The 20,618-nt window shown below is 41.7% G+C and carries 15 protein-coding genes; all 15 read right to left on the reverse strand.

Going from position 1 to position 20,618, the window contains the following annotated elements:
• Nucleotide 1 precedes the first annotated feature (1 nt).
• The 15 genes from CD00_RS0107855 to CD00_RS0107925 all read right to left on the reverse strand — a co-directional run bounded on the left by CD00_RS0107855 (nt 2) and on the right by CD00_RS0107925 (nt 20,559).
• Complete coding sequence (locus CD00_RS0107855) at nt 2-715, reverse strand: zinc metallopeptidase (protein ID WP_026655466.1); 714 nt, start codon at nt 713-715, stop codon at nt 2-4.
• 130 nt (nt 716-845) lie between these two features.
• Nucleotides 846-1,817 (reverse strand): methionyl-tRNA formyltransferase, encoded by a 972-nt coding sequence (gene fmt, locus CD00_RS0107860; protein WP_026655467.1) that lies wholly within the window; start codon nt 1,815-1,817, stop codon nt 846-848.
• A 2-nt stretch (nt 1,818-1,819) separates the two neighbouring features.
• Nucleotides 1,820-2,314: a peptide deformylase gene (gene def, locus CD00_RS0107865; protein WP_026655468.1), complete on the reverse strand. Its 495-nt coding sequence runs from the start codon at nt 2,312-2,314 to the stop codon at nt 1,820-1,822.
• 121 nt (nt 2,315-2,435) lie between these two features.
• Nucleotides 2,436-3,233, reverse strand: a complete 798-nt coding sequence (locus tag CD00_RS0107870; protein WP_026655470.1) for a hypothetical protein — start codon at nt 3,231-3,233, stop codon at nt 2,436-2,438.
• A gap of 640 nt (nt 3,234-3,873) precedes the next feature.
• On the reverse strand, nt 3,874-6,132 hold the full coding sequence (priA, locus tag CD00_RS0107875; protein WP_242838938.1) for a replication restart helicase PriA: 2,259 nt from the start codon (nt 6,130-6,132) through the stop codon (nt 3,874-3,876).
• Between the two features lie 71 nt (nt 6,133-6,203).
• A complete protein-coding gene (locus tag CD00_RS0107880) occupies nt 6,204-7,688 on the reverse strand; it encodes a UDP-N-acetylmuramoyl-L-alanyl-D-glutamate--2,6-diaminopimelate ligase (RefSeq protein WP_026655472.1) in 1,485 nt (494 codons plus the stop codon).
• Between the two features lie 244 nt (nt 7,689-7,932).
• A complete protein-coding gene (gene recJ, locus CD00_RS0107885; protein WP_026655473.1) occupies nt 7,933-9,756 on the reverse strand; it encodes a single-stranded-DNA-specific exonuclease RecJ in 1,824 nt (607 codons plus the stop codon).
• Nucleotides 9,757-9,915: 159 nt separating this feature from the next.
• On the reverse strand, nt 9,916-12,207 hold the full coding sequence (gene secD / locus CD00_RS0107890) for a protein translocase subunit SecD (protein WP_026655474.1): 2,292 nt from the start codon (nt 12,205-12,207) through the stop codon (nt 9,916-9,918).
• 26 nt (nt 12,208-12,233) lie between these two features.
• Entirely contained in the window at nt 12,234-13,664 is a 1,431-nt protein-coding gene (gene scfB / locus CD00_RS0107895; protein WP_026655475.1) for a thioether cross-link-forming SCIFF peptide maturase, read from the reverse strand.
• Between the two features lie 77 nt (nt 13,665-13,741).
• Nucleotides 13,742-13,888, reverse strand: coding sequence for a six-cysteine ranthipeptide SCIFF (gene scfA / locus CD00_RS17700; protein ID WP_034462031.1), 147 nt, complete (start codon nt 13,886-13,888; stop codon nt 13,742-13,744).
• Between the two features lie 86 nt (nt 13,889-13,974).
• Nucleotides 13,975-15,255, reverse strand: a complete 1,281-nt coding sequence (locus tag CD00_RS0107905) for an HlyC/CorC family transporter (protein ID WP_026655476.1) — start codon at nt 15,253-15,255, stop codon at nt 13,975-13,977.
• A gap of 40 nt (nt 15,256-15,295) precedes the next feature.
• Nucleotides 15,296-16,561 carry a histidine--tRNA ligase gene (gene hisS, locus CD00_RS0107910; RefSeq protein WP_026655478.1) on the reverse strand — a complete coding sequence of 422 codons (1,266 nt, stop codon included), beginning with the start codon at nt 16,559-16,561 and terminating at the stop codon, nt 15,296-15,298.
• 88 nt (nt 16,562-16,649) lie between these two features.
• Nucleotides 16,650-18,602: an EAL domain-containing protein gene (locus CD00_RS0107915; protein WP_026655479.1), complete on the reverse strand. Its 1,953-nt coding sequence runs from the start codon at nt 18,600-18,602 to the stop codon at nt 16,650-16,652.
• Nucleotides 18,602-18,736, reverse strand: coding sequence for a hypothetical protein (locus CD00_RS20880; RefSeq protein WP_255346800.1), 135 nt, complete (start codon nt 18,734-18,736; stop codon nt 18,602-18,604). Before CD00_RS20880 ends, CD00_RS0107915 begins: the two co-directional genes overlap by 1 nt.
• Nucleotides 18,709-20,559 (reverse strand): EAL domain-containing protein, encoded by a 1,851-nt coding sequence (locus tag CD00_RS0107925; RefSeq protein WP_026655480.1) that lies wholly within the window; start codon nt 20,557-20,559, stop codon nt 18,709-18,711. The genes CD00_RS20880 and CD00_RS0107925 overlap by 28 nt, the downstream gene beginning before the upstream one ends.
• Nucleotides 20,560-20,618: the final 59 nt, after the last annotated feature.

Consider the following 20,618-nt stretch of genomic DNA (forward strand, 5'->3'; position numbering starts at 1 on the left):
ATCAGTCTCTCCTTCTGCCGTTCAAGAGAATAAGTCTAAGAAGCTGTACTACTGCTGCCGCTGCACTAGCAACATATGTCATTGCAGCAGCTGAAAGAACTTTTCTTGAATCCTTAACTTCCTCGTAGCCGAGAATCCCGTACTCTTCAAGCATTACAAGTGCTCTGTGAGAAGCGTCAAACTCTACGGGAAGTGTCACAAGCTGGAACAAAACAGCTAATGAAAATACCCATATTCCTATTGTGATAAGCGGAGAAAAGCTTACCAACATACCAAGGAAAATAAGTGGGATTCCTGCCTTTGAGCCGATATTGGCAGCAGGAACTATAGCTGTCCTTATCTTAAGAGGTACGTAGCCGTAATAATGCTGGCAAACGTGGCCGCACTCATGCGCAGCAACTCCTATTGCCGCAACACTCGGAGAATTGTATGTCGCATCCGAAAGACGGATAACTTTCGCCTTCGGATCGTAATGATCTGTAAGATTACCACTGACGTGCTGGATCATAACATCTGTGATCCCGTTTCTTCTAAGTATCTCAGCAGCAACCTGTGCTCCTGTCATGTTACACATACTGCGAATTCTCTCATATTTTTTATAAACGGATGAAACCCTGTGACTTGCGATAAGGCACAAAATACCCATTATTATCACAAGAAAATACATTGGATCAAATCCATATCCGTACATCATTCTTCCATAACCGTAACCCATTTAACTCACCTCCGATTCCGGTATACCATCATCCTATCACTATGCATTGCATCTACTACAGTAAAAATCTGCCGTCTACCATAAATGCTTTGCTCAGATCATATAGACTAATTCTTATTAAATCATATTATCAACGCATCTGGAAACTTGTCCCGATCTCTACTTTATTTCCAAGCAAAAAATCTTTCACAAGCATCCTCTTTTTACCTTCAAGCTGAACTTCCTTTAAAACCAAAGTTCCCTTTCCCGTTGCAACGCCGATAACTTCTTTTGTGACAAAAGAAACTGTTCCGGGCTCAGCATTCTTCATAACTTCGGCATTTCCCGCAATTTCTTTTACATTCTTATCATCAATAGCGTCAGCGGTCCAAATCTTGAGCATCTTGCCTTCAAGACGGGTATAAGCACTTGGCCAAGGATTAAGCCCTCTTACAAGATTCCTTATATCCACAGCGCTCTTATTAAAATCTATTTTTCCCATGTTCTTGGAGAGTTTCCCACACTTCGTAGCAAGCTCTTCATCCTGCGGAACAGGTGTAAGCTCGCCTCGCTCTATCTTGGGAAGTGCCTCTACGATAAGCTCCGCTCCAAGTTCCGACAACTTATCAAACAGACCGCCGCCCGTCTCATTGTCGCCAATAGGTATTTCCCTCTGAAGGAGAATATCGCCTGTGTCCATGCCTGCTGCCATCTGCATAATCGTGACGCCCGTTGTTTTCTCGCCGTCAATAATTGCCTGCTGGATAGGCGCAGCTCCTCTGTACTTGGGAAGGAGCGATGCATGAATATTGACGCATCCAAACTTTGGAATATCAAGAATTTCCTGAGAAAGAATCTGTCCAAAAGCTGCAACAACGTATATATCCGCCTCATATTTTTTTAAATAAGCAACATTTTCGGGAAGCTTTATTCTTTCAGGCTGAAACACAGGGAAACCATGTTTCAGAGCACATGCCTTAACATCCGAAACCTGAAGTTCGCCGCTTCTGCCCTTTGGCTTATCGGGCTGTGTAACCACCAGAGTTATCTCATGCCCCGCTTCAACTATTTTTTCCAAAGCGCTCGCCGCAAAATCAGGCGTACCCATAAAAATTATTTTCATATTTACGCATCCTCATTTTCAGCCATGAGATCTTCGTTATCTACAAGCTCGCCCTCAACTTTTTCAACATACATATGTCCGTCAAGGTGATCGTTTTCGTGAAGAATCGCTCTGGCCATGAGCTCTTCGCCTTCTATAATAAACTCTTCACCTTCAAGATTGATTGCCTTAGCCTTTACATAATTAGGTCTTGTTACGATTCCTGATTTTCCGGGAAGTGAAAGGCATCCCTCATATCCCGTCTGCTCTCCGCTTGTCTCAAGTATCTCGGGATTGATAAATACTATCGGTGAATCACCCTCAGGAGATACATCTATAACAAATACTCTTTTAAGTATTCCAACCTGCGGAGCGGCAAGTCCTACACCGTTTGCATCATACATGGTGTCGATCATGTCCTGCACAAGCTCTTTTATCCTGGGCGTGATCTCTTTTACTTCTTTACAACGGCTCTCAAGTACATTGTCGCCGTATTCTCTTATAGTTCTAAGTGCCATTTCGGTCTCCTCTTACACGTTTATTAGAAAAACAACTATAGACGATTGTCTAATATTTTAGTTTCATCATGTTATTATAAAACGCACCCACACTATTATCAAATCATTTTAATATCGGCCATTATAACATAGTTTCTTTCAACATCCGTCTTATTCCTTTAATATCAAGAGGATTTCCTGTTGTTTCATATGTAAACAGCAGATTCTTCCCGGGATATATTCCGTTATCCCTGTAAATATCCATCTTACATAAAGTATCTTTTCTATAGCTCTCGTCATCCATAAAGCCAAAGTGTTCAAGATATACAACTTCTCCCGTTCTCTTTTTAAGCAAAGTAAAATCCGGATACTTTATCTTTCCATCTCTTAGCCTAACCGGACACTCGTAATGATACGGAATCCCCATTTCAAAAAGCATATCTGCGATTATAGCTTCAGATTTAGACCTGACTTTTTCTCCTCTTCTCGTGTCATATATTTTATTTTCAATTTTATATGGATTTGTCTTAAATGTCTTAGACTGCCATTCTTCAGCAATTTGATCATCCGACGGGATATATGATGTAACAAGATTTTGTCTTTCTTCAGATAGGTCTTCATATGCGGTTTCAGATTGTTTTTTTTGATAGCTTGCAAGCATTTTCTCAAGCATTTTCAATTCGTCCGCAGCAGATTTAAGAAAATGCTTATTGTAGTCTTTTTGTGCCAAAAGCCTTATCATGCACATTTGCTCGTTCTTGGGCAGATACTCTCCGCTTGTATCCCGTTCTTTACTTACTTTATAATACCGTATTCTCCCGTTACTCCTACTGGTTCGTAATCTCCCTTTCGGAAAAGAGCCTTTCTCCTTCTCTGCGCGTCTTATTACACGCTTCAGAAACGCGATACGATTGTTTACACTTTCAATAATGGTATTCATTTTTCTTTTGATAATCTCCTTTATTATTTGCTTATTGAGTCTACTTTTGGTTTTGCACTTTTTACTTCTGTTTTTGTACTGCCTGCTTCCATGGAAGACTTTCCGAACATTGTAAAAAATACAAAAAGTGACTAATTCGATCGTTTTCATGTTCCTTAGTCACATTTTCCGCTAAAATCTGCGCTTTTGGAACCTTCAATACCGGAAAAGGTGAGAGAATTTTGACTATATCAAATGTTATGAAACATATTAGTCACTACACCCTTATATATTCAAGAAAAAACGTGACTAAATCGATATATTTTTTACGCATTAGTCAAAAAATGGATTTTTCACGAAGACTGCGCTATAGAGCGCGTTCGTAGCATCTTGCAGAACACTCCGCAAGCACTGCAAGCAGCGCCATAGAGTATAATCGATGCGACGGAACCAACCGCCGCGATTGAGTAATAGTACTGCTGTCCCCCAATATCTCGCCCTTTTAAGAAGAGTAAATTGTCATTCTGCAAAGCAGAGGAATGAGCTGTACCGAGCGATACGGCAATTGCCGACAACAATGCAGAAAACACTTCAGCCAAGTAATAAAGTCGACTTATTTGGTGACAGCAACACTATTTTATATATAATTTTATATATAGTATCAGAACCCATTTACCGGGTCAAAATCAAACTGAACCGATATAGTCTTAAGTCTGCCGGAATCCTGCAGATCTTTTATGTATTTCTCAAGTACATCTTTCAGAAGGATCAGGCCGTCATAGTCATCGAGCTTAACGTACACAGCGATCCTGTACACATCGTTGATCCTGCCGATTGTGGCAAGCGCCGGCCCGATAAATACAGCATTTTGAATATGCTGTTGCTCCATAAGAGCTCGTAGCCTATTTGAAAATGCCATTCCCTCTTCTTCATCCCTACTCTGGATCTGAACCGACATCATATGAGAGATCGGAGGATATCTCAAAATGTCCCTATATGCGATTTCTTCGGCATAGAAGGCATCGTAATCCTGCTTTGCCGCCGTCTGAATGCTGTAGTGGTCGGGCTGATAGCTCTGAATAACTACGTTTCCTGCCCTGTCTCCTCTTCCTGCTCTTCCTGCGGCCTGCGTAAGAAGCTGGAAAGTCCTCTCACTTGCTCTGTAATCCGAAGCATAGAGCGACATATCCGCGGCTAGCACGCCTACAAGCGTAACATTGGGAAAATCGTGTCCTTTGACTATCATCTGCGTTCCCACGAGGACATCCGCTTCCTTATTTGCAAATGCGGACAAAATCTTCTCATAACTTCCTTTTGTCCTCGTTGTATCAGCGTCCATTCGAAGGACTCTCGCATCAGGCCAGAACTTTTTGACCTCATCCTCAATCTGCTGTGTTCCTGCCCTAAACGAAGACACGAACTTGGATCCGCACTTGGGACATATCTTCTTTACAGGCTCCTCATATCCGCAGTAGTGGCAGACAAGCCTGCCGCCCCTGTGCTCCGACAAAGACACATCGCAGTGAGGGCATTTAAACACATGACCACAAGACCTGCAGGAAACAAATCCCGCAAGCCCTCGCCTGTTGATAAAGAGCATCGCCTGCTCGCCTTTTTTTATTCTGTCATCCAGAAGTTCCTGCAATCTCAGGGAAAAAATAGATCTGTTACCTTTTCTGAGTTCTTCTCTAAGATCCGCTATCTCAACGGTAGGAAGCGTTCCTCCCGTTAGTCTCTTAGTTAGTTCAAAAAGCTCGTACTCTCCGCTTTTTGCTTTGTAATATGCTTCAAGAGAAGGTGTTGCACTTCCGAGCACCACACAGGCGCCGTCCGGAACGAGCCTTGCAAGCTCTATCGCGGTCTCTCTTGCATGATATTTGGGCATCGTCTCACTCTTATAGGTAGTCTCATGCTCCTCATCGATTATGATGATTCCCGTATTGGGGAACGGGGTAAAAAGAGCCGATCTGGGACCTATTATTATATCTATATCCCCTGTTCTTGCTCTCTCCATCTGATCAAACTTTTCGCCCGGAGACATAGAGGAATTTACCACAGATACCCTGTCTCCAAAATGCCTGTAAAAGCGCATAAGTGTCTGATATGTAAGTGCTATCTCAGGAATAAGGACTATCGCCTGTTTTCCCTTTTTTACAATCTCATCTATAAGTGCTATATAAACTTCAGTCTTTCCGCTTCCGGTTATGCCGTGAATCAGGTAAGTCTTTCGTTTACCCTCATCGTAATCTCTTATAACACTGTCAACAATGTTCTGCTGTTCGTCGCTTAGAGTCTTTTTCCCATACCTTGTGGTATCTGCGGCAACAGGATTTCTATAGTATTCTTCACTGTCTATCCTGATGATTCCTTTATCCGAAAGGCTCTTTAATGTTGCAGAAGTGACATTCAGCTTACTTGTCACAAGTTCATAAGGGATCCTGTCTTCGGGATTATCGAGAAGTTCCCTGATGATTCTCTCCCTTGCCGTCTGCTTCTTTCTCACACATTCGTAGTAATACTCGGTCGCATCACGCTGGGATATTCTGAGCGAAACATATTTGTGAACCTGCCTGTTCTGCTTTTTTCCCGAAGGAATAACCGTACGGAGAGCCGCATTCATGGTTGAACCGTAATGTCTTTTCATCCAGGCCGCGAGCTTCATTGAAAGGTCTTCAGCCGAAACGGTATCTCCGGCTATATCAATGATTTCTTTTATCCTGTCAACTTCCCACTGAGGCTCGTCGGTAAGTTCGACAACATAGCCTTTCCTGACATTGTTGCCTCGCCCAAAAGGAATGTTCACCGGACTTCCTACATCCACCTTGCCGATAAGCCTGTCCGGAATACGGTACTGAAAGGGTCTGTCAACCTTCTCATGCGATATGTCTACTATTACATTAGCGTATATAAACTCGGCCACAGCCCCTCCTTCATGCGCAATTTATTTGATAGGTACTATCAAATAAATTAGTTTAATGAATTAAACTAATTTTATTTCTCATCCAATATCTCCTGAATTAATTCTCTTTCATCCATGTGATATTTTACACCTTTTATTTCCTGATAATCCTCATGTCCTTTTCCGGCAAGAACAATGATATCTCCCTTCTCGCCGTTCTCGATAACGTAGCGGATTGCTTCTTTTCTGTCGGTTATCTTGATATATTTGCCATCAGTCTTCTTCATACCTGTCTCGATGTCATCGATGATGGCTTCAGGCTCTTCAAATCTCGGGTTATCAGATGTAATAACTGTAAAGTCTGCATACTTTCCGCTTACTTCACCCATCTCAAAGCGTCTGTATCTGCTTCTGTTTCCGCCGCATCCAAAGAGACAGATAAGTCTGTTAGGATGATAATCCTTGAGCGTTGTCAAAAGACTCTTGAGCGCCATTGCATTGTGCGCGTAATCTATCATAAGAGTAAAGTCATCGGAAACCTTTACCATCTCAATTCTTCCTTTTACCTTGGCCTCTTTGAGAGCAGGTGCGATTTCCTCAGGTGTGCAATCAAAATGTCTCGCAACAGCGATAGCGCAAAGCGCGTTATAAACGCTGAACTTACCGGGAGTTCTTATCTCAGCGTGCATGTTTATAAGTCCGTCTGTGTCAAAGAAGACGCCAAGCTGACCCGGCTTATGGATATATGCAAGATTTATTGCTCTTATATCCGCACCCTCAGAGAATCCGTATGTCTCAACTTCGCAGGTATGACCTTCAAGAATATCATCTGTATGCACATCATCGGCATTGCAGATACCTACTTTACACTGTTTGAACAAAAGACCTTTGCAATGCATATAGTCTTCAAAATCCTTGTGCTCGTTTGGTCCGATATGATCCGGTTCAATATTTGTAAAGATACCCATATCAAAAACAAAGCCCTGACTTCTGTGAAGCATAAGTCCCTGAGATGAAACTTCCATAACAACACTGTCGCAGCCTGCTTCTACCATTTTTGACATATAATACTGAAGCATATATGACTCAGGTGTAGTATTCTCGGCATGTATATGCTCATCACCGATGATAACTTCGATTGTTCCGATAAGACCTACCTTGTGGCCTGCGTTCTGAAGCATATCTCTTATAAGATATGTAGTTGTTGTCTTTCCCTTCGTTCCTGTTATTCCTATTGTCTTAAGCTTCTTTGCGGGATGTCCGAAGTAAGCCGCAGAAATAAATGCCATCGCATATCTTGTATCTTCCACATGAACAACAGGCATTTCACATCCTTCGGGAAGTTCTACATCATGGCAGACAACGATAGCTCCGGCCTTTTTCTCGAAAGCCTCTGCCGCACAGGAATGTCCGTCAAAATTTGCGCCCTGAATACATAAGAATAAAGAACCTTCCGCAATCTTTCTGTTGTCATTTACCACATCTTTAATCTCTACAGACGCGGGATCAACGGTCTTATCTGTGTTTCCGGCAGTTACAGTAAATGTAAGTCCATCTAATAATTCACTTAAAAGCATATTCAATCCTCCGTTTACTTTTGTTAAAATTATCTCTAAAATAAGAAAGTTTAATTATCGAATTTAGCTTAAAAAGATTAATTCTAATTTTTTATATTTTCGACACAATTTATTCATAATTTTAGTATATGATTAATAACATAGAAGTGAGTTGTTAATTCAACTCGCTATCTCCCCCTCATAAGAAACCGCAAACACACGCTTCGCGTGTGTTTTTGTGGTTTATGCGGAACTTTTTAATAAATTATGTGAAGTCATTCATAATTATCTGAATACTTTCTCTTCCCTGATACGTATTTATATCAGGCTGATACGCGATACTGACTTTCATCGTTCCGTCAGTTGATCCGCTGTACAGATTTTCCACATTACTCTCACCATATTTATCCTTGAGGAAATTATGCCATCTTTCCATATCACCAAAGAACAACATGTCATATAACTTACCGCCTTCATCGGTGACTCTGTATTTACCGCAATTTTTATTCTTGCCCATAATACGTCCCGATAAAAGAGATACGTCTCTTTGTGCAAATAAAGGCTTTGAATTGCCGGTTCCGAACGGCTCCAATATAGAAAACTCTTTTACAAGATCCATATCGATGTATTTAAGCGGCATGACCATATCAAGATGCAATACGGGAACAAAGTCCTCCTCGGTAAGATTGCAATTCTCATTGAGCTTCGTTCTGAGGAGCTCTATATTCTCTTCTGGAAGAGAAAGCCCGGCCGCCATCTTATGGCCTCCAAACTTGGTAAAAAGCTCCTTACAGCGGGATAATTCCTCGTACATATCGTAGCTTTCGATAGAACGTCCGGATCCCTTCGCACCGCCATCTGCCGCCTTTGTGAGGACTATTGTGGGTCTGTAATACTTTTCCTTTATCTTACCTGCAATAATTCCCGCAATCGACTCATGAACTTCAGGAAGGTACAGAACGATTACCTTGGGCATTCCGCCCTTTTCGATTTCCTGCTCAACAAACGTAACCGCCTCATCAACTCCGTTTTTGGTCATATCCTTTCTGCTGTCGTTAAGGCTCTTCAAATCCCCTGCAATCTTGGCTGCCTCAGCGGCATCATCCTCAAGGAAAAGAGAAAGCGCCCTTGTTGCAAGATCAAGTCTTCCCGTTGCGTTAAGGCACGGTCCTATAACGAATCCGTAATTATATCCGGTCATATGATATGCATCAAGACCGTTTACGTCTATAAGAGCTTTTAAGCCCTTATTATCCGTTTTTGGAATGCGTTTAAGTGATTCCCTAACTATTACTCTGTTTTCGTCCTTAAGCTCCATTACGTCGCACACAGTGGCTATACCGGCAAAGATAAGCTTCTGGAAAAAGAATTCCTCTCTTTCCTCCTCTGAAGGTCCTTCTTCTTTGCTAAGCTCAGACATTGCTTCAAGGAACTTATACGCAACAACAGCTCCACAGATTTCTTTAAACGGATATTCTCCTTCAGATCTCTTGGGATCAATCACGGCATCAGCCGGAGGAAGTATCTCCGTTTTGTTTTCATCATCGTCCATCTCAAAAGGAACTTCGTGATGATCGGTAACAACAACAGTCATTCCCTTTTCCTTTGCGTGCTCAATCTGCTCCGCTGCGGCGATTCCGTTGTCACAGGTAATTATGGTATCAATTCCCGCTTCATAAGCCTCATCAACAAGTTTGACGCTCAGACCGTAGCCATCTTTTATCCTGTCCGGAAGAACACAATCAACATCAGCTCCAAAAAGCTTTAAGCCGGATACCAGTATGTATGAAGAGCATATTCCGTCAACATCGTAGTCGCCGATAACTCTTATGCTCTTATTATCGCGTATCTTATCGAGGATAATCCTTGCACCCTGCTCCATGTCCTTCATCAAAAAAGGATCGTGGAGAAAAGAGATATCCCCGTTTATATAGGTCTTAACCGCTTCCTCGTTACACTGAATATTTTCTTTTGTCCTGTCTGTGATAAGCCTGTTGGCTATCAGTCTCGCAGTTATGTTTTTTATGGAGAATTCGCGGGCCAGCCCGTCAAAATCCGCCTTCTTATTTGCTATCATCCATTTTGCCATATCAAACTCCGTATATATATATTAAAAAAGGCTTATGAGTTGGTAATAAATGCTGTGAAAAAAGGTAATACTACCCCCTAAGCCCGGTGAACTTAAAAACGCCGTCTTGGGTGTAAAACTACACCAAAGACGGCGCCCTTATTTATTATACATCAGCAATTACTTTTTAGCTGCCTTTTTGACCTTTGTCTTAAGATCATACCATACAGGTGATGCGATGCAGATTGAAGAATATGTACCGCAGATCACACCAACCATAAGAGGAAGTGCAAATGCCTTAATATCGGCCACACCAAAGATATAAAGAGCAAGTACTGTGAAGAATGTTGTCAAAGATGTAAACAAGCTTCGTGTGATTGTCTGAGACACACTCTTATTAACAAGTTCGCCAAGCTCTTTCTTATTGGTTGCATTGTGCTGGTTCTCACGGATACGGTCAAATGTAACAATCGTATCGTTAATTGAATAACCGATAATGGTAAGAACTACAGCAATGAATGTTGTTCCTACAGCATATCTTGAAATTGCATAGGCAACAACAACGACAAGTGCATCATGTGCGAGTGCGATTATAGCAGCCGCACCAAATTTAATATCCTTAAATCTGATCCAGATGTAGATAAGCATAAGTATAAGAGCAATAACAAGTGACTTAACCGCATCTACTCTCATCTCACCACTGATGGTTGAGCTGATCGTCTCGGCAGCAATGTTGTCATTGCTTACGCCATACTTCTCTTCCATCATCTTATCAAATGCTTCTCTCTGATCTACAGTAAGTGTACCTGTCTTAAATACAATCTGATTTGTTCCTTCTACAGCCTGAGGAAGGACTTCCTTAGCACCTGTAACTTCTTTGATCTGAGGAACTATGTCAGACTCTACTGTAGCAAAATCATATGCCTTATCAAATGTAACGGTTGTAGATGTACCACCTACAAAGTCAAGGCTGTAATTGAATGCTCCCTTTCCCTGTGAAGCATTAACTATCATAAATACTACTCCGACTGCAACAACAGCGCATGAAATAGCATAGAATATCTTTCTCTTCTGTACGAAAGGCTTTGTTGAAACTGTTTTAGCCTTGCCGTAGAATACAGGATTCTGAATACCAAGTCCGAAGAAGATTGAAGTAATCGCTCTTGTAACAACAAGTGCCGTGAACATTGAAAGGATGATACCAAGGATAAGTGTCTCTGCAAATCCCTTAATTGATCCTGTTCCTCCGACTCTAAGAACTATGGCAATAATAAGTGTTGTAATATTTCCGTCGAGGATTGATGAAAGAGCTTTGTTATAACCGTTCTTTCTCGCATCATCAACAGCTTTTCCGACTGCAATCTCTTCTCTTATTCTCGCAAATACAAGAACGTTTGCGTCAACCGCCATACCGATTGAAAGAATGATACCTGCAATTCCGGGAAGTGTAAGCGTCATCTCGAATGCTGAAAGCAGGAATACGATAAGTCCGCAGTAGAATCCGAGAGCAAGTGTAGCTGAAAGACCGAGTATTCTGAAGAATACGATCATAAATACCGCAATAAGTGCGAATCCGACAGCTGCTGCGATCAAACTTGTTCTGATAGCATTTGAACCAAGCTGTGCTCCGACAACATTTGAACGAAGTTCCTGAAGCTGAAGCTTAAGCGATCCGACTCTGATATTTGTTGCAACCCTATCAGCCTCTTCAAATGTAAATCCACCGCTGATAACACTCTTTCCGTCAAGGATTTCAGCCTTAACAGAAGGAACGCTTATGAATCTTCCGTCATAGTAGATTGCAATAGTATCCTGATTGTTGTTAAATGCTTTTTTGGTTGCTTCTGCGAAAGCTTCTCCGCCCTCTTTAGTAAACTCAAGCGATACTACAGGCTCCTGCTTACCATACTCATCATTCTGTCCGACTACCTGAGAAGATGCAACCTGATCACCCGAAAGAACAATCGATCCGTCCGCAAGAAGCTCATCTATTGACTTATTGAGCTGATATCCGGGCGTAACACCTTCTTCAAGTTTCATATTACCGTTTTCATCGGTAGTAAAACCACTGTGATATGTGTAATTCTCATTGCCGTCCTTATCAAGATGGCTGATGAAGTAAAGATTACCGGGCTGACCAAGTTCCGAAAGAATCTTGTTTGCATCGGAAGCTCCGGGAATCTCGATGTTGATTCTGTTGCTACCCTCCTGATAAACCTGTGCCTCTGTGCTATACTGATCGACACGCTGCTGAAGCTTGAAGATTGTATCGCTCATATCTTCCTTGCTGGGATTCTCATCACCAACAACTTCGTAAGTGATGCTGACACCACCTGCAAGGTCAAGTCCAAGGTCAATACTTGACAATGATCCGGATTTGTCTGCACCCAATCCGTATGCTGCTGAGTAACCAATTCCAACCAAAAGAGCAAGCATAAGGATCAAAGCAGGAATCCACTTTAACTTTTTCATTATACAGTTCCTCCCATGAATTTTTCTTATTCGGCCAACGCCGCTTTAATCATAATCGCACACTCTATACGTTTTCTCTGAAGCTCACAACCATGCTTGTAAGTTGCATTGATATCTCCGTTGAAATTGTATGCGTTAGCAGCACAACCACCGCTGCAATAATATCTTGCAAAGCATTTCTGACATTCGGGTCTTGAATAAACATTGCTCTTCTTGAACATGTCCCTTATGTCGGGTCTGGTTATTCCATCGAAAACGTTACCCATGATAAAGTCTTCGTTACCAACGAACTGGTGGCAGGGGTAAAGGTCTCCCCAAGGTGTTACACCAAGGTACTCACATCCCGATCCGCAACCTGACAATCTCTTGGCAACACAAGGGCCGCCCTCAAGATCTATGTTAAAGTGGAAGAAATTAAATCCTTTTCCTTCCTTGTGTTTCTCAATATAATACTTTGCAAGTTTGTCGTACTCTTCACAGATGATCGGAATATCCTCATCCTTAAATGCGTACCAATCTTCAGGCGAAGCAACTACAGGCTCTACGGATATCTGCTTAAATCCAAGCTCTGCAAGATGCTTAACATCTTCCGAGAAATCAAGATTGGCATGAGTAAATGTTCCTCGAACGAAGTATCTGAGCTGGTGACGGCTCTCCGCAACCTTCTGATACTTGGGAACAATGTCATCATAGCAACCCTGTCCGCCTGCTCTGGGACGCATGGAGTCATTGACTTCCTTTCGTCCGTCGATGGAAAGGACTATATTACCCATCTCCTTATTAACAAACTTAAGTATCTCATCATTTAAAAGAGTTCCGTTTGTTGTGATAGTGAAACGGAAATTCTTGTCATATTCTTTTTCAATTGAGCGTCCGTACTCAACGAGCTTCTTGACAACTTCCCAGTTCATAAGGGGTTCGCCGCCAAAGAAATCGACCTCGAGGTTCTTTCTTCCGCCTGAATTCTTTACAAGGAAATCAAGCGCAGCCTTTCCGACCTCTTCGCTCATAAGCGCTCTTCTACCGTGATACTCACCTTCATCCGCAAAGCAGTATTTACATCTCAAATTGCAGTCGTGAGCCACATTCAGGCAAAGTGCCTTAACAACGGTTTCTCTGTTCTGAAAATCATCCACATATCCTTCATACACATCATCCGTAAAAAGAACCTGTGCCGCTCTCAGTTCAAGAATCTCTTCGATTCCCTCTTTTATATCCTCGGTTGAATATTTAGATGCCAGATCTGTTTTTGCCAGGACACCTTTATACAACCTGTCAAGTTCGCCCGTAATAACCGTAGTCTGACCTTCGGGTGCCGCTGCGGTACCGTATGTTCTCTTAAGCTTATCCTCAATGATCTTGACAAGGTCAAAAACTACATCGTCAACAACATGTACCGATCCGCTATTAACATCCAGAACAATATTATACCCATTGTTCTTATATGCGTGAATCATAATATCTCCTGTAACCTACATACGGCGGGCAGCGACCATGGCCGCTGCCCGCCTAATTTTACTTTAATTAAACAATATTATTTGCTAAGCTGCTCACAGCTCTGATTTCCAACTGTGCATGATGTCTTGCATGCTGACTGGCATGATGTCTGGCACTCACCGCATCCGCCCTTCTTCATTGATTCTTTAAGATTTCTTGTAATCAAAGACTTAACGTGCTTCATCGATTTTCCTCCTACTGATTGCCTCAAAATACTTATAGTTTCTGAGCCTTATACATCGACTCAGTATATCATATATTTCTGAAATATTAAAGTGTTTCTTTTTGTTCCTTCGATAGTTCGCAGTTGACTGTCATAAGCACTTTCGTGATCCTGTTTCTCTTGATACCGCGCGCTGTAAGCGTTATTCCGCTGTCAAGAGTGACCGTCTCCCCGTAGCTCGGAAGCCTGTCAAGATTCTCTATCATCAGACCGCCGATAGAATCGTAATCTTCTGATGAAAGATCGGTTCCGAGAGCATCATTGATATCTGCGAGCTTCATATTTCCTTCCACAAGGTATTTCATACCGCCTACATTCTTTATTAGCTCGGCTTCATCCGAATCATACTCATCTCTGATCTCGCCGACTATCTCCTCAAGAAGATCTTCAAGCGTTATCATTCCCACAGTAGATCCATATTCCGAAAGGACAAAGGCTACGCTTCGTGTCTTTTCTCTCATTTCCACAAGAAGGTCCGATGTCTTCTTGTATTCATATGTGTAATAGGCCTTTCTGATGTGGTCTTTTACCTTGAAATTCTCTTTATCCTTGATAAGAATGAGATCTTTTACATTTATAAGACCAATGATATTATCCTGATCGTTTCCGTCATACACAGGAATTCTTGTGTACATATCCTCTTTGAATACGCGCATCACCTCTGTATAATCGGCATCCGAACTCACACAGCTCATATCAATCCTGGGAATCATTATGTCTTTTGCAAGCGCATCGCTGAAATCAAAAAGGTTAAAGATAATCTTCTTCTCATCACTTTCGATAACGCCGTCCTCATGGCTTACATCAACATACGTCTTAAGCTCATTTTCGGTCACCTTCTGTTGCTTGTTGGTATCGATCCTGAAGATCTTAAGTAATGCAGTCGCTATCCCATTGATAACAAAGCTGAACGGAACCATAAGGATCATAACGGTCTCTATGAGCGGTTCATACAAAAGAGCCATGTTCTCCGCATATGCCTTGGCTATTGTTTTCGGAATAATCTCACCAAATATTAGAACTACCAAAGTAAGCGCTCCGGTTCCGAGTCCTATGTAAAGATTACCCCACATATCCGTGACAAACACTGTCATAAGCGCAGAAGCACTCAAGTTTACAATATTGTTTCCGATAAGGATCGCAGAAAGCATCTTCTGCGGGTCGTCATATATAGCAAGGATCCGTCCCGCCTTTTTATTCCCATCATCTGCAAGAGCCTTGATCCTGACTCTGTTGATCGTCATGTAAGCTGTCTCCGCGGATGAAAAAAATGCAGACAACAGAACCAATAATACCAAGGTGATTATTCTGACTAAGTGGGTGTCCAATCACATTCCTCCTCTAAGAACCCGGGCCGCTCTGCCTGTCTTATTCAAGCGGCTTGTCATAAAAGTCCCTGAACTCCTCATATCCCTGCTCTGTAAGGCTCTGCTTCTGGAACTTCTTGTTCTTATTCATACGTACAACAAGAACCTGCTTTCCTTCCGCTCTCTCCTTCTGCGCTTCGGATATGATCTCCGCAAGTCTGTCGCCCTTTATACCCTTTTCGATAAGGAAAGCAACTTTTGTGCTCGCGCCGGGAATCTTGAATCCTTCGTCCATCATTATCATGATGATTCTCTCAAATCCGATTGAGAAGCCGCAAGCAGGTGTATCCTGTCCAAGGAACTTTCCTACCATCTTGTCGTATCTTCCGCCACCACCGCAGCTTCCGCCGTACTGAGGCATGGATACTTCGAAGATTGTTCCCGTATAATACGACATTCCTCTTACAAGCGTGGGATCGAATACCATCTCAAACTGTGCCGACTTTGTCTTCTCAACACTGTCGATGATCTCGGTAAGGCCTTCACTGACCTCAGCGTCAAGATTATCACTGATCTTGTCTGCAACGGCCTTAAGAGCATCAATTCCGCTCTTTCCGCTTATAAGTTCAAAAAGCTCGATATACTTATTTACAGAATCGGCATCATAACCGTCCTTAATAAGCTCTTCCTTTACTCCGTCAAGTCCGATCTTATCCATCTTATCAAGTGTGATGAATACGTCATCGTACTTCTCCTCAGGGAATCCGCTGTATGCAGCCATTGCCTTGAGAATCCTTCTGTCATTGATACGAATCTTGAAATCCTTGAATCCGAGATTTCCGAGCGTTGTGGTTGTCGCAAGAATAAGCTCTATCTCAGCAAGATTTGAAGGCTCTCCCAATATATCAATATCGCACTGCATGAACTGACGGTATCTTCCCTTCTGAGGTCTGTCGGCTCTCCATACATTTCCCATCTGAAGTGCCTTAAAAGGAGCCGGAAGCTCATTTGCATGATTTGCATAAAAACGAACAAGAGGAACCGTAAGGTCATAGCGAAGTCCTGAATCCGTAAGGTCGTTCTCTTCCTTCGCCGTAGCCAGGTTAAGCTTTTCTCCTCTCTTCATTACCTTGAATATAAGCTTCTCGTTCTCTCCGCCCTGCTTACTGTTGAGGTTTGCAAGTGACTCAACACAAGGTGTCTCTATAGATGTGAAGCCAAATTCAGCATATGTCTTCTTAATAATACCTATACAATAGTCTCTAAGTTGCATCTCGGAAGGAAGAATGTCCTTCATTCCGGTAACCGGTTTCTTTATCAGTGCCATACTTTACCATCCTTAAATTATAATCAAGCATAAATTTTACACTCACTAAGCCCCCATTGCAAGGAAATACTGATCAAGTAAGTTCCCCTCAATTATTATTCTGCAGGAACTCAATGAACTGGTCCCTTGGCATAGGTCTTGCATAGAAAAAGCCCTGAATATGGTCGCATCCAAGCCTGATTATCTGCTTTGCCTGCTCTCCGGTCTCAACTCCCTCAGCCACTATTTCTTTTCCGAGGCTCTTAATTATCTTTATCATATTATACATGATCATGTATGAATTCTCTGATTCAAAGGCCGCCTGAACGGTACTCTTATCAAGTTTAAAGATCTTGACCGGCATATCGGCAAGTCTTGAAAAATTCGAATATCCCGTTCCGAAATCATCCATGGAAAAAGTGATTCCCGAACTCATAAGTTTGCTGATATTCTGATCGATCACGGATGTAACATCTTTATCCCAAGTCTCCGTTATCTCAAGATTTATCCTCGAAGGTCCTATATTATACGCTTTCAGAATTTTAAGAATACTCTCGGCAAGATTGGTCTGAATGCAATCGACAACGGAAAGATTGACTTCGACATATTCGAGGCCGTAACTTACCGCCTTCGTAGTTGCCAGCATCTCACATACAGATGAAAGTACAAATCTGTCAATTCCAAGAACCGTTCCGTTCTTCTCAGCTATCGGCATAAATACGGCAGGAGAAATATAGCCCGTCCTCGGGTCCTTGAGCCTTATAAGTGCCTCACATGAAGAAAACTTTCCGGTAACAGGCGAATAGATAGGCTGATAATAAACTTCAAGCAAACCGTTATCAAGAGCATGGCGCACAAGATTTCCGATCTTTTTATCATATTCGATATGCTTAAGATTAAGGTCCGACACCCTGAGCACATATTTACTGTCCCTCGAAAGTGCCTTGTACATCATATTGCTTATCTCATCAAACCGCTCTATCGTTTTGAAATCATCCGGAAATCCTATCGCGCTTGTACTTACATCAAAGCCAACTTCCAAATCTCTTAATTTAAAAGGCTCTTTAAACCTCGCCTTTATGGCATCCGAAAGCTTGTCGATATCCTCCGAATTTGATTTTACATCAGGGATGAGCAGGGCAAAAAAGCCGTCTCTTGGAAAAAATACTTCCGCTCCGAAACAGGACTTTTTCAAAAACTCGGTCATCTGCCTCAAAAGATCGGAAGCCGCTTCCACCGACTCACTTCCGATTGTTATGGGAAGTTTATCCACTCTTATTTCCATGAGTGTGAACGTCTTCTTTTGTAAAAGTTTTGTATATACTGCGAAATTCAGGGCATTTTTTGTACCGACTCCGGACATCCTGTCCACAAATTCACTCGGATTCTGGAAAGTAAAGACGCACAGCAAAAGAGAAATCGCAACGCTGAACTCGAACACAGTCCCCGTCCTGAATATGATCCTCATGGGAACTCCAAGGAGCATCAGAATGTAGTACGTATAGATAGCCATAGTTTTTTCGCTCGCCAGAACTCTTCCGTATTTGATCATCAGATATGACGCAAAGATAAGATACAGAACTATTCCGATACTTACAAGAATCTCATTTGGGAAAAAATAGATAATCTCACCGTTATGATCGAAGTAATAGAAAAAGTCGGTAAAATATCCCAACATCAAAATAAGGATTGTAAACACCGTCGGCAATATTATGACAAGCTTTTTCCACAACTTGTTTAATTGCATACCAAAAATAGCCATCAGATACAGGATGGAAAAGAATGCAACAAGATACGACATCACTTTTTCCACCATGACCACAAGGCAATTCATTTCGTAAGTCAGGCAATCTTTCATCCACCTGTTGTTCACCCACAGAATATGAATTAATCCCATCACATTAAGAATCGTTCCGACTATGATCAATACGCCAAAGATACGACTCTGCTTTCCGTAAGAGAACTCTTCCGAAGAATATATGATTATGATAACTGCCATCAGCACAAGTGCCGATATCGATAAGCAAGCATCATAGCTGTTCGGATTGGTTAAAAATCCCATCAATACCCCTTTTCAAAATACTCATCAATCCTGTTCACGTATGAACTGTCATTTACCGGTTTTCCCATGTAGTTACCTATAAGATAATCGCACCCGATTTCTTCCGCTATATCCTTGTCCTCAGCTGTATCCACTCCTGAAGCACACACACAAACAGACTGATATCGTGGAACATATTGACCAGCCCGCTTATAACGTTCATCATCCGCTTTGATTTCCCCGCCATTTTGATCAGGCTCTTTGCAAAATTTATCTGAACCACCGGAAGCGAGATTATTCTCTCGATATTTCCGTATCCGTTTCCGTATTCGTCAACTATAATATTGACATTGATATCACCGAGCATCTTAAGATTTCTTTCAGCCACATTATTCATTGTTGTTATCGCTGTCTCTGTGAGCTTTAAGCTGATCCAAGATCCTTCAACTTTTTCTTCTTTGAGAAGTGCCTTAAACCGCCTTAAAAAATCTGTTCTTGATATTCCCGCCTGTGACATCGGGATAATAGCTCTGTACTTACCGTTCTTATCTCCGGCATTCCAAAAAGACAACACTCTCAGAGTATTTTTTAAAACATACTCATCGATGTCGATAATAGTCTGAGTAGATCCGGTATCTTCTATATACTTTCTTACCTCAACTTCTCTCTCGTTATCGTCATATATATAGCAGACCGCTTCGGCCGTGTAATCGATCCTGTAAATTTTGGAAAGAATAGGTCTGAATTTAACGATTGCCTTTTTCTCGGCAATATTTTTCTTTGCAAGTACTTCATAGTCATACGCGCCAAGCTTTTTCTTGAAATCTATCTTATCAATATCGATCACGGCATCTGACCACTGTGCCACATCATCGCTTATAAGCTCAACTTTCGACATAAGCTCCGCAAGATTGCCATACCTGTCGGGATAGCTCATCATAAAGCAATGGCACTCGGCCTTTATGGTCATATCCATATAATTCCAGGGTTCACGGATTCTGGTCGCAATCTTATACATAAGAGACTCGGCTCTTTTTTTATCATTTGTATTTACCGATATCGCAAAGATATTATCACTGTATCTGTAAACATATGTGACAATATTCAGCTCTCTGCTTCCCACTTTTTTAAGATAACCGGCAATTGTCTTGATAACGCCGTCAGCCTGATTATTACCGATCTCGGAGCTAAGGGCTCTTACATTGTCTATTGTCACAAAAACTATATAATGCGGAGTTTTCTTTTTTATCTTAAGACCAAGTGACTCGAAAAAGGCTCTTCTGTTAAGGACATTTATCCTTCCGTCCACCATTTCACCCGGATTCTGAAGAGTTATAAATACCAGGGTTATACTGATCGTGCTGAGGAAATTTTCTATAAGAAGCTGCGGATAGCGGTACTGCAGATAGATTCCCAAAGCAACAAAACCAACATGAGTAAGAATGATCACCTTGGTCTTTAATCTCATAAGATTGCTGTATTTCAGCGTCAAAGTAACTCCATACACAATGTAATAAAAAGCGATCAGATAAAATCCGACTATGAGACTGCCTCTAAAATATATTCCCTTTTCGTCATATCCAAACAAAAGCGGGCTGAACCAGTTCATTATGACCGTTATGATTCCCATGACATAGCCGAGATACACAACAAAGAAGCCCTTAACGGATTTCGTGTCATAAAAAATATCAAGAACAGCCATTATGTACAACAGATAGCAAAGTCCCGATCCCAGATGCGCAAGAAAATAAAAACTTCCGCAGACCATCTCCGCATAGTGATACCATGCTCCCTCATACGGATTCATCTGCAGGAAAGTCTCTATTCTCTCAAAAAGAGTTGACATAAATACAGCAAAAAGAAGCAGCGAATAAACTTTCTCTCTCGATGACGGAACTCTTTTTCTGGACAGAGAGATTATTCCAATCGTTGCCAATATACATAACGCACATGTGTCAAAGTAAAAATTGTATTGCATGGAAAACTCCGTAGCTTCTATTTTTAAATAAACACAACAGATAATATTATTATACGTCA

The organism is Butyrivibrio sp. AE3003, from assembly GCF_000686065.1.
Classification (GTDB): Bacteria; Bacillota; Clostridia; order Lachnospirales; family Lachnospiraceae; genus Butyrivibrio; species Butyrivibrio hungatei_A.